The organism is Afipia massiliensis (assembly GCF_014203115.1).
GTDB classification, from domain to species: Bacteria; Pseudomonadota; Alphaproteobacteria; order Rhizobiales; family Xanthobacteraceae; genus Afipia; species Afipia massiliensis.
In genome coordinates this window covers 387,786-398,571 of sequence record NZ_JACHIJ010000003.1, presented here as the reverse complement: position 1 = coordinate 398,571, position 10,786 = coordinate 387,786, and the positions used below count along the sequence as shown (strand labels likewise).

At 63.0% G+C, this 10,786-nt stretch carries 9 protein-coding genes; 5 read left to right on the top strand and 4 right to left on the bottom strand.

The annotated features are described in order from the left end of the window. Nucleotides 1-135 precede the first annotated feature (135 nt). Both HNQ36_RS11445 and HNQ36_RS11440 read left to right on the top strand, forming a co-directional pair. Nucleotides 136-1,062, top strand: a complete 927-nt coding sequence (locus HNQ36_RS11445) for a TSUP family transporter (RefSeq protein ID WP_184085029.1) — start codon at nt 136-138, stop codon at nt 1,060-1,062. Continuing rightward, nucleotides 1,059-1,841, top strand: coding sequence for a TIGR02186 family protein (locus HNQ36_RS11440; RefSeq protein WP_184085026.1), 783 nt, complete (start codon nt 1,059-1,061; stop codon nt 1,839-1,841). Before HNQ36_RS11445 ends, HNQ36_RS11440 begins: the two co-directional genes overlap by 4 nt. Nucleotides 1,842-1,880: 39 nt before the next feature. Here HNQ36_RS11440 and pdeM read toward each other — a convergent pair whose 3' ends face one another. The 4 genes from pdeM to HNQ36_RS11420 all read right to left on the bottom strand — a co-directional run bounded on the left by pdeM (nt 1,881) and on the right by HNQ36_RS11420 (nt 7,526). Continuing rightward, a complete protein-coding gene (gene pdeM, locus HNQ36_RS11435) occupies nt 1,881-2,573 on the bottom strand; it encodes a ligase-associated DNA damage response endonuclease PdeM (protein WP_184085021.1) in 693 nt (230 codons plus the stop codon). A gap of 6 nt (nt 2,574-2,579) precedes the next feature. Next, the gene (locus tag HNQ36_RS11430; protein ID WP_184085018.1) at nt 2,580-5,132 is read right to left on the bottom strand and encodes a ligase-associated DNA damage response DEXH box helicase; all 2,553 of its coding nucleotides are present in this window, start codon (nt 5,130-5,132) and stop codon (nt 2,580-2,582) included. A gap of 71 nt (nt 5,133-5,203) precedes the next feature. Beyond that, the gene (locus tag HNQ36_RS11425; protein ID WP_430641364.1) at nt 5,204-6,409 is read right to left on the bottom strand and encodes an ABC transporter substrate-binding protein; all 1,206 of its coding nucleotides are present in this window, start codon (nt 6,407-6,409) and stop codon (nt 5,204-5,206) included. 190 nt (nt 6,410-6,599) lie between these two features. Continuing rightward, nucleotides 6,600-7,526 carry a class I SAM-dependent DNA methyltransferase gene (locus tag HNQ36_RS11420; RefSeq protein WP_184085012.1) on the bottom strand — a complete coding sequence of 309 codons (927 nt, stop codon included), beginning with the start codon at nt 7,524-7,526 and terminating at the stop codon, nt 6,600-6,602. A 124-nt stretch (nt 7,527-7,650) separates the two neighbouring features. Here HNQ36_RS11420 and HNQ36_RS11415 point away from each other — a divergent pair, with 124 nt between their 5' ends. From HNQ36_RS11415 to HNQ36_RS11405, 3 genes are all read left to right on the top strand, one after another. Further along, complete coding sequence (locus tag HNQ36_RS11415) at nt 7,651-8,688, top strand: ligase-associated DNA damage response exonuclease (protein ID WP_184085933.1); 1,038 nt, start codon at nt 7,651-7,653, stop codon at nt 8,686-8,688. Beyond that, nucleotides 8,685-10,361, top strand: coding sequence for a cisplatin damage response ATP-dependent DNA ligase (locus HNQ36_RS11410; RefSeq protein ID WP_184085009.1), 1,677 nt, complete (start codon nt 8,685-8,687; stop codon nt 10,359-10,361). The genes HNQ36_RS11415 and HNQ36_RS11410 overlap by 4 nt, the downstream gene beginning before the upstream one ends. 66 nt (nt 10,362-10,427) lie before the next feature. Beyond that, the gene (locus HNQ36_RS11405; RefSeq protein ID WP_184085006.1) at nt 10,428-10,733 is read left to right on the top strand and encodes a DUF6460 domain-containing protein; all 306 of its coding nucleotides are present in this window, start codon (nt 10,428-10,430) and stop codon (nt 10,731-10,733) included. Nucleotides 10,734-10,786 lie beyond the last annotated feature (53 nt).

Sequence of the window (10,786 nt, the reverse complement as noted above, 5' to 3'; positions counted from 1 at the left end):
CGTGCGCTCGCCAAATCTTTAACCCCACCGCAGATGATTTCGGGTAAGCAGAGGCGCGGCGCATGACCCGCGTCGCGGCAGATTCATGCTGCGAGGGGCACACAGGGCCTCGCGCCAAAACTCAAGCGAACGCGCGTGCAACTTTTCCTCCCCATCGCCGACATCCCGGTCAATGTGTTTCTCATCCTGGGGATGGGTGCCGCGGTCGGCTTCGTGTCCGGCATGTTCGGGATCGGGGGCGGCTTCCTGATGACGCCGCTGCTGATCTTCATCGGAATTGCACCCGCGGTCGCCGTCGCCTCGGTGACCAGTCACATGGCTGCTTCGTCGTTTTCCGGTGCGTTGTCTTACTGGCGCAAGCGGGCGATCGATCCGGCGCTGTCCCTGGTGCTGTTATGCGGCGGCGTCGCAGGCACCGCCTTGGGCGTGTGGATTTTTACGCTGCTGCGCTCGGTCGGGCAGCTCGATCTCATCATCGCGCTATCCTACGTGGTGCTGCTGACCGCCGTCGGCACGCTGATGTTCCTCGAAGGCGCACGCGCCATCCTGCGCGCACGGCGCGGCAACACCACGATCACCCGGCGGGCGCGGGCACAGGGCTGGATTCTCGGCCTGCCGCTGAAGATGCGCTTCAAGCGCTCGAAGATCTATCTGTCCGTGATCCCGGTGCTCGCGGTCGGACTCTTCGTCGGTTTTCTCGGCGCCATCATGGGCGTCGGCGGCAGCTTCCTGCTGATTCCGATCATGATCTACGTCCTGCGGGTGCCCACCTCCACCGTCATCGGCTCGGCGATGGTGCTGACGCTGGTGACGATGGTGGTCGCAACCGTCCTGCATGCCGTGACCAATCATCTCGTCGATGCGGTTCTGGCGCTGATGCTGATGGTGGGCGGCGTGTTCGGTGCACAATTCGGCGCGCGGGCCGGGCAGCGCATCCGCGGCGACCATCTGCGCCTGCTGCTCGGGCTTCTGATCCTGTCGGTCGGCGTCCGCTTTGCCGTCGAACTGGTGATCCGGCCGGACGAACTCTATTCCATTCGCGATCTGGGGATCGGCGGATGAAGTATCGCGCAACCATCTTCTTCGCCGCTTTGGTGTTCACGCTCGCAGCAGGCGGAAACACGTGGGCGGAAAACCTGATCGTCTCGGTCTCCAATCACCGCGTGACAGTAACGCCGAACTATTCCGGCGAAGAGCTTGTGCTGTTCGGTTCCATCGAGCGCGACGGCCAATCGAAGCCGCCGGGCACGGCCTATGACATCGTGGTCACGGTGACCGGACCGCGCGCCGACATGGTGACCCGGCGCAAGGAGCGCAAGCTCGGTATCTGGGTCAACGTAGATTCGCGCGAGTTCATTCAGGTCCCGTCCTACCTCGGCATCTTCGCCAATCGCCCGATCGACAATATCGCCTCGCCGGACGTCCAGCGGCGGCAGCAAATCGGGCTGACGAATTTCGCGTTGCCGCAACGCATGGGGCCGGACGTCGCCAATACGGTCGCCAGCGATCCGTTCCGCTCGGCATTCGTGCGGCTGCGCACCGAACACGGGCTTTATCTCGAACAGACCAGCGCGCTGACCTTTCTAACGCCGACATTGTTTCGCACCGGCATTCCCCTGCCGGCGGAGGTGCCGACCGGCACCTACACCATCGACATCAAGCTGTTTGCTGGCGGAGCGTTCGTGGCGAAGACCGAGACTGCGTTCGAAATCGTCAAGGTCGGCTTCGAGCAGTTCGTCGCCAACTCCGCGCGCCACCATGGGCTGCTCTACGGCCTCGCCACCGCGATGATGGCGATCATGACCGGGTGGCTTGCGTCTGTAATCTTCCGCAGGGATTAAAGGAAGAAGCCGGTCTCGCCCGCCGCTCGAATCGGAAATTCAATAGCAGCGCGACGCCGCGATAGTGTGGACACGGCGATCGCCGAGCACATGCGCGGTGAAGGCCAGGGTCTGGAAGATCGCGGCAAAGGCCACATCGCGAATGCTCAAGCCGCCCGTGTAAGCACCGAACGCCGGCATCACCGCGCGCATCCCGTCGCTGGCGAAACAGCGCCGTTCCACGGAGCGCCCGCGCGTCGAGACACGCGCCTTGGGATGAAGGTGTCCCGCGATTTCGCCCACAGCGCCGGTCGGCTCATGGCGAAATACAATCGGCCCGATCGCGACTTCGTCTGCGACCACGCCGCCGAGATCGCGCGGCAGTGCCGGATCGTGATTGCCGGAAATCCAGATCCAGTCCCGCCGCGACTGTAACGCCGACAACGTTTCGCGGTCGTCAGGCGACAACCGCTCATGGGCCTTGCGGTCGTGGAAGCTGTCGCCGAGAGCAATCACCGTGCGCGGATCGTGCCGTGCGATCACTGCGCCGAGCCGCGCTAGCGTCGCAGCGGTGTCGAACGGCGGCAACAACACGCCGCGCTGCGCAAAACTGGAACCTTTTTCCAGATGCAGGTCCGAGACGACCAGAAGGCGCTCATCCTCCCAAACTAACGCACCAGCAATATCCGCAGCAAACGTGACGCCTGCGACAGTGACCCCCGGAATTCGCTCTGTCGCCTGCGCGCCTTGCATTTCTCGTCAATCCTGATCGGGCGACATCGCCTCTTTCACGAGTTCCTCGGCGGCTTCCGCCAGCAACTCATCGGACGCTTCGCCATAAACCGCTTCGCGGCCGATTTCCAGCATCACCGGCACTGCGAGCGGCGACACCCGGTCGAGTTCCTTGTGCGTGATTCGGCCTTTGATCCGGATCAGCATATCGCTCAGGCGGCGAATATCCAGCAGTCCCGTGGCGGCATCGGCCCGCGCCGCGCGCAGCAGGACATGATCGGGCTGGTGCTTGCGCAAGACGTCATAGACGAGGTCGGTCGAGAACAGCACCTGCCGCCGCGATTTCTCCTCGCCGGTAAACCGCCGCGCGATCAGGCCCGAGATCACGGCGCAGGTCCGGAACGTGCGCTTCATCAGTGCCGATTCCGCGAGCCACGCCTCCAGATCGTCGCCGAGCATATCCGCATCGAACAGCGCATCGAGATCCAAGCGTCCGTTACGGATCATCGACGACATGTCGCCGAGCGACCAGACGGCCAGCGCGTATTCGTTGGCAACGAAACCGAGCGGTTTTGCCCGTCCCCGCTCCAGCCGCCGCGTCAGCAACATCCCGAGCGTCTGATGCGCCAGACGGCCTTCGAACGGATAGCAGACAAGGTAATGCTTGTCGGCGCGCGGGAATGTTTCAACGACCAGTTCGCGCGGACCCGGCACGCGGGAAAATGCTGCCTGTAATGACAGCCATTCGCGCACCTGATCGGGCAGGCCTTTCCACGCGCGCTGATCGGCGAGCAACAGACGCACACGCTCGGCCAAGTATGTCGAGAGCGGAAACTTCCCGCCCGCGTAGGACGGCACCTTGGCATTGGCGTCGTTGCTGCGCGACACGTAGACCTCGTCTTCCATCAAGGCTTCGTAGCGCACGACTTCGCCGCCGAACACGAAGGTGTCGCCCAGCACCAGTCCTTCGATGAAATATTCCTCGATCTGGCCGAGCATCCGCCCGCCCCGCGCGATCGCGCCGGTCGAACCCGAACCCTTGCTGCGGCCACGCACCAGTTTCACCTTCAGCATCGGCTCTTCGACGATGGTCCCGACGTTGAGGCGGTAGCTCTGGCGCACCTTCGGATTGGTGACGCGCCAGCGTCCGGCCTTGTCCTGCTTGATCCGCGCAAAGCGCTCATAGCTTTTCAGCGCATAACCGCCGGTCGCAACGAAATCCATCACGTCGTCGAAATCTGTGCGCGTCAGATCCATATATGGCGCAGCGCTGCGCACTTCGTCGTAAAGCGCATCGGCCAGAAATGGCTCGCCGCAGGCGCACCCAAGTATGTGCTGCGCCAGCACATCGAGCGAGCCGGTGCGCTGCGGCGGCGTATCCTGCGCATTCTCCGCCACCGCATCGATGGCCGCGCGGCATTCCAGCACTTCAAAGCGATTGGCCGGCACCATCACCGCGCGCGACGGCTCGTCGAGGCGGTGATTGGCGCGCCCGATTCGCTGCATCAGCCGCGATGCGCCTTTCGGCGCGCCAACATTGATGACGAGATCGATGTCGCCCCAGTCAATGCCGAGATCGAGCGACGACGTACAGACAACACCGCGTAATTTCCCCGCCGCCATTGCGTCCTCGACCTTGCGGCGCTGCGCCACATCGAGCGAGCCGTGATGCAGCGCTATCGCGAGGCCGTCGTCGTTGATGCGCCACAAATCCTGAAACAGCATCTCCGCCTGCGCGCGGGTATTGACGAACATCAGTGAGGTCTTGTTGGCCTTGACCAGATCGTAGATCTCGCCGAGCGCGTGCCGCGCCATATGGCCGGCCCACGGCAGCCGCTCCTTGGTGTCAAGCATTTCAACGATCGGCGCGGCGCCGGCATCCGCGATCACAAGGTCGGCCATGTTCTGCGTGCCGCTGGCCTGTGGCATTAGATAGCGCCGTAAATCATCAGGCTCCGCCACGGTCGCCGACAGGCCGACTGTCGTCACCTGCGGCGCGAGCCGCCACAGCCGCGCAAGACCGATTGACAAAAGATCGCCGCGCTTTGAGGTCACCAGCGCATGCAACTCGTCGAGCACGACCCGCTTCAACGAGGAAAACAGAAACGGCGCGTCGTCGGACGACAGCAACAGCGCGAGTTGTTCGGGCGTGGTCAGCAGAATATCCGGCGGGTATTTGCGCTGGCGCTGACGCCGCGACACCGGCGTATCGCCGGTGCGGGTCTCCACCCGGACCGGCAACTTCATGTCAGCAATCGGCCGTTCAAGATTGCGGGCGATGTCCACCGCCAACGCCTTCAGCGGCGATATATAAAGCGTGTGCAAGCCACCACTGCGCGCAACGCTGCGTCCGGTCGACATTGTCTTCGCGGATTTGGGCACGCCCAGTTCCACCAGTGTCGGCAGGAATCCCGCCAGCGTCTTGCCCGCGCCCGTCGGCGCAATCAGTAATGCAGACCGGTTGCTTTGCGCCTTTGCCAGCAGATCGAGCTGATGCGCGCGCGGCGACCAGCCCCGCGCGGCGAACCAGCGCTGGAAGATCTCGGGCAGCAGATTGGAAGACGGGGCTCTGGTATCCACGCCCTAGAGTTAAGGCGTGGCAGGCGTCCGGTCGAGAGCGGAGACGGACGATCCGCCTCCGCCCTCGGGTGTTATTCGGTGACCGGCTTGTCCGAAATATCCCAGTCCTTGCCGTTGAAAATCGCGATGTGGAGCGTCTTCATCGGCGTGTAGTTATCCGGCGTGAAACTGTAGGTGATGCCGTCCAGCATGTAGGGCGAATGGAAGCCCGCCAGCGATTGCGCCTGCTTCAGCACGTTGGCCCGGGTCAGATCGTCACCGCAGCGGCGCAGGATTTCCGCCATGGTCACCGCCTGCCCGTAACCTGCATAGGCGATGGTGTTGTCGGGATCGACATTCGGCAGATACTTCTTGCGCAGTTCCTCGAAGCCCATCACGTCCGGGTCCTTCTCCCAGCGCGGCACGCCGACCTCCTTGGCGTAGCGCATGGCGACAATGCCGGTGGCATTCTCAAGGCCCGCGGCATTGAGGATCGAGCGGCCGGTGGAGCCGGCCGTCAACAGATGCAGCGGCTTCCAGCCGAGTTCGGCCACCTTGCGGACCGACTGCGATGTCGCCTTGCCGGTGGTGATGTTGAAGAAAACATCGGCGCCCAACTTGGACAGGTTGATGATCTGCGAATCGATCGTCGGATCGGTGAGATCGTAGGTGGCCTCCGCGACGACGGTGGCCTTGCCGCCGGCCTGCGCCAGCACTTCCTTGAACGGACCGAGGAAGTCACGTCCGAAATCGTCGTTCTGATAGAGAATCGCGACCTTGGCATTCGGCTTCACGCTCAGGACGTGCTTGGCAAGAATGCGCGCCTCGGTCGGATAGAGCGGCAAGCCCGCCATGGTCCACTTGTAGTTCTTGGGATCGTTCCACTTGGACGCGCCGGTATTCAGCAGGAGCTGCGGCACACCCTTGGAGTTGAGATACTTGTGCACGGCGGTCTGCGGCGCGGTGCCCAGAGAGCCGAACAGCGCCAGCACCTCTTCCTGTTCCACCAGCCGCCGCGTTGCTTCCACCGTCTTGGGAGCGGAATAGGAGTCGTCCAGCGAGAGCATCTTGACCTTGCGGCCGTTGATGCCGCCCTTTTCGTTGATCATTTCGAAGTAGGCGGTCGCGACGCGGCCCAGCACACCATAGAGCGAACCTGGACCCGAATGCGGCACGGTCTGGCCCAACTTGATTTCAGTGTCGCTCGCGCCCGGGTCGTATTTCTTCTGCGCGTGCGCAGCTGACGCCGCCATCAGAACAGCGGCTGCAAGCGCAGCACCGGCAGTGAACGATTTCATCGTCGTTTTCATCTTGTTGTTGTCTCCCTGAATTGTTTTCGCGGCATTCTGCGATGCCTTTGATTTTCCGGGCCTATTCATTCCGGATCGGACGCAGATCACGGCATCCTGCCGGGCATCACGCCGCTGTCTTGCGTTTTGGCGCTGCGGACCCAATGAGAGACTCGTCTTGAGGCAGGCTCGAAGCCGATTATGCCTTGCTCGCAGTCACCACGAATCCCGGCACGGGCTCGTTCGCCTCGATCCGGGTGGATGCTGGTATGATCGCACATGCCGTCAATCCGGCATCGGCAATCGCATCGCGCAGATAGGCCTCGCCGTGGGCATAGCGCAGCCCGCGCCCGAGAATGACGCCTTCACCCGGGTGGGTCTCCACCGTAAACGCCAGCAACCCCTGCGGCTTCAGCGCGCGCGCAGCCTCGCGGAGCAACGGCTCCAGTTTCTGCACGTAGACAAAAGCGTCAGCCGCGATGACGAGATTCGCGCTGGCCTCGCTCTCCGCGCACAGACCTTGCAACATATCCGTGACGTCGAGCCGTGCATAAAGGCCGGTAGCGCGGGCGCGCTCGATCATGCCGGACGACAGGTCGATCCCGATCAATTCATCGGATAATGAGGCAAACTCGCGCCCGGCCAGCCCCGTACCGCATCCGAGATCGATCGCCCGCTTGAAACGCGCCGGCAGCCTTGCCGCGTGACGAGCCGCCAGCACCGCCTTCAAGAGCACCTGCGGGCCGCAATAGTCCAGATCCTGCACCAGCGTCTTGTCGAACCTCGGCGCGTACTGATCGAACAGCGCGCGCACATAGCCGGGCGGCATGGAGGAGACTTCCTCCGCACCTAGCCGCATTAACCGCAGCTTCGCGCCGTGCCTGTCGTCAGGATCGGACTGGCAGGCATGGGTGTAGGCGACAATGGCCTCGTCCCAGGCGCCGAGTTGTTCGCGCAAATCTCCAAGCATGAACCACGCCGATGCGAAGCCCGGCTCCAGTTCAATCGCTTGCTCCATTAATTCTGCTGCCGCCGCAAGGTCGCCGCGCAGCATCAGATCGCGTCCAAAATCGAAGCGCCGGTCGGCGATAAGATTTCCCGAGGACAGGAACAACGCGGCTGGCATGGACTTGGTCTGAACCTGATTGGCAGAATTAAAGGGCAAAATTGATCCTGGGGGAGTAAGCGGCTGAGCCTGAGCGTTGCAAACCAAGGCTCGAATGAAGGCCCGCACAACCTATATGAAGTCCATGCGTCCGCAAGACATCCTCATGCCCGTCGCCGCTGGCCTGTGCTGCAAGCCCGGCGGCTTTCATATCGATCCGGTGCGGCCGGTCGAGCGGGCGCTGATCACCCATGGCCATTCGGATCACGCCCGCCCCGGCCACGGCGCAGTGCTGGCCACGCAGGAAACCCTCGACATGATGCGGCTGCGCTACGGCGATAACTTCGCTGGAAGCACGCAGGCCATTTCTTACGGCGAAACCATCAAGCTCGGCAGTGTCAGCGCGACTTTCCACCCGGCGGGGCACGTGCTGGGCTCGGCGCAGATCGCCGTGACCCACGGCAAGACCAAAATCGTCGCATCGGGCGACTACAAGGACACCGCGGATCCGACCTGCACGCCGTTCGAGGTGGTGCCATGCGACGTATTCATTACGGAGGCGACATTCGGATTACCGGTATTCCGCCACGGGAACGTCGAAGGCGAGATTGCGAAACTTCTGGCATCGGTGGCGCTGTTTCCCGAACGCGCCCACTTGGTCGGCGCATACTCACTCGGCAAGGCGCAGCGGGTCATCGCCCTCATTCGCGCGGCAGGGTACGCCGCGCCGATCTACCTCCACGGCGCGATGGAGACGATCACACGCTACTACGAGAGCCGTGGTATCGATCTCGGCGATCTGCGGCTGGCGAGGGGTATGAAAAAGGCCGACCTCGCCGGCACCATCACCTTCGCGCCGCCCACCGCGATCACCGACATCTGGACACGGCGATTTCCCGATCCGGTCGCCGCCTTTGCATCGGGCTGGATGCGGGTTCGCGCACGCGCGCGGCAAAGGGGGATCGAACTGCCTCTGGTGATTTCCGATCATGCCGATTGGGATGGATTGTGCACGACGATTGATGCGACCGGTGCCGGCGAAGTCTGGATCACGCATGGAGAGGAAGACGCGCTGGTGCACTGGTGCCAGTCGAAGGGCCTGAAGGCGCGGCCGCTTGCTCTGGTCGGCTATGGTGACGAGGACGAAGACAGCGCGGCCGCGGACGAGGCTGCCGCGCCATGAACCGTTTCGCGCATCTGCTGGACCGCCTTGCCTACGAGCCCGGACGCAACAACAAGCTGCGGCTGATCACGAATTACTTTCGCGAGGTGCCGGACCCGGATCGCGGCTGGGCACTGGCGGCGCTCACCGGTGCGCTGTCGTTTCGGCACGCCAAGGCTGGCCTCATTCGCGATCTGATCGCGGAACGCACCGATCCCACGCTGTTCGCGCTGTCCTATGACTACGTCGGAGACCTGTCGGAGACCGTCGCGCTGATGTGGCCGGCAGACAAGCGGGCCACGAACTCGCCGCCCCCGCCGACATTGACCGAAGTGGTCACCACCTTCAACACGCTGGGCAAGACCGAAATCCCCGCGCAACTGGTGCGCTGGCTCGATGAGCTTGACGAGACCGGCCGATGGGCACTCTTGAAGCTGGTTACAGGCGGCCTGCGCATCGGCGTGTCGGCGCGGCTGGCGAAAACAGCGGCGGCGGCAGTCGGCGATAAGGATGCCCACGATGTCGAATTGATCTGGCCCGGATTAGCACCTCCGTATCTCGATCTGTTCGCATGGCTCGAAGGCTGCGCCGACAAGCCAGTGAACCGCGATCCCGCCCCGTTCCGTCCGGTGATGCTGGCACACGCCATCGAGGACACCGACTTCGCAAATCTCGCGCCGGAAGACTTCACCGCCGAATGGAAATGGGACGGCATCCGCGTGCAGGCGGTCAGCGGACGCGACGAGAAAGACAACACCGTTACACGTCTCTATTCACGCACCGGCGAGGACATCACCAAAAGCTTTCCCGATCTGGTGCCATCCTTGAGGTTGCCCGGCGCGCTCGACGGCGAGCTGCTGGTGCTGCGCGACGGGCGGGTGCAGACGTTCAATGTGTTGCAGCAGCGACTGAACCGGAAATCCGTGACGCCGAAGCTGATGAGGGATTGTCCGATCCATCTGCGCGCCTACGATCTGCTCAGCGACGGTGATAACGATCTGCGCATGCTGACGTTCAGCGAACGACGAACGAAACTGGAAGCCTTTGTCGCGCAGCTTGCCGACCCGCGGATCGATCTGTCGCCGCAGGTGTCCTTCAAGACCTGGGACGATCTTGCCGCCGCGCGCGCCGATCCTGCCAGCGCCGGAGCCGGCGAAGATTCGGACGCTGTCGAGGGCGTCATGCTGAAGCGGCGCGACGCACCCTATCTGCCGGGTCGCCCAAAAGGCCAGTGGTGGAAATGGAAACGCGATCCACACATCATCGACGCCGTGTTGATGTACGCGCAGCGCGGTCACGGCAAACGCTCGTCGTACTATTCGGATTACACCTTTGGCGTCTGGACCAGCATCGATGGCGCCGATCAGCTCGTGCCGGTCGGCAAGGCTTATTTCGGCTTCACCGACGAAGAGTTGATTCAAATCGACCGTTTCGTCCGCCGCCACACCACCGAGAAATTCGGTCCGGTGCGTCACGTGGTGCACGAACCGGATCAGGGATTGGTGCTTGAGGTCGCGTTCGAAGGGCTGGCTCGGTCGGCGCGGCACAAGTCGGGCGTTGCCATGCGCTTTCCCCGCATCAACCGCTTGCGCTGGGATAAACCACCGCGCGATGCAGATCGGCTGGAAACACTTGAACGGATGTTAATCTCCGAGAGCAGGATTTCCTCTCCGGCGACCGCCGACGGCCATTGACGGCGGCGAGACAGTTCCCCATGTGGCGTGCTATTGTGCGCTGACGCACCCATTCAGGAGACGACGATGCCGGACGATGTGAAGGAATTGCCAACCAGGAACGACGACACCCTGTCGCGCTTCCTCGGCGGTTCGCCGCTGGCGGTGCTGCTGAGGCTGGTGCTGCTGTCGCTGCTGGTCGGCGTCGTGCTCGCCGCAATCGGCTTCGATCCGTGGAACATCGTCTACAGCATCCGCCGCCTGATCGACTGGGTCTGGAATCTGGGCTTCGACTTCATCAATGGTGTGTGGCGCTATTTCCTGCTGGGCGCGGTGATCGTGATCCCGATCTGGCTGATCTCGCGGCTGTTCAGCACCCAGCGGCCACGCTGATTGAGAGACACGGCCAAAGTTACAACCGGACAGGTTTTCAGCATCGCCGGTCC

Excerpts from the sequence above, each read along its gene's own strand:
- HNQ36_RS11410 (WP_184085009.1), top strand. The coding sequence starts at position 8,685 with ATGAACCGTTTCGCGCATCTGCTGGACCGCCTTGCCTACGAGCCCGGA.
- HNQ36_RS11440 (WP_184085026.1), top strand. The coding sequence starts at position 1,059 with ATGAAGTATCGCGCAACCATCTTCTTCGCCGCTTTGGTGTTCACGCTC.
- HNQ36_RS11420 (WP_184085012.1), bottom strand. The coding sequence starts at position 7,526 with ATGCCAGCCGCGTTGTTCCTGTCCTCGGGAAATCTTATCGCCGACCGG.
- HNQ36_RS11425 (WP_430641364.1), bottom strand. The coding sequence starts at position 6,409 with ATGAAATCGTTCACTGCCGGTGCTGCGCTTGCAGCCGCTGTTCTGATG.
- pdeM (WP_184085021.1), bottom strand. The coding sequence starts at position 2,573 with ATGCAAGGCGCGCAGGCGACAGAGCGAATTCCGGGGGTCACTGTCGCA.
- HNQ36_RS11415 (WP_184085933.1), top strand. The coding sequence starts at position 7,651 with ATGCGTCCGCAAGACATCCTCATGCCCGTCGCCGCTGGCCTGTGCTGC.
- HNQ36_RS11405 (WP_184085006.1), top strand. The coding sequence starts at position 10,428 with ATGCCGGACGATGTGAAGGAATTGCCAACCAGGAACGACGACACCCTG.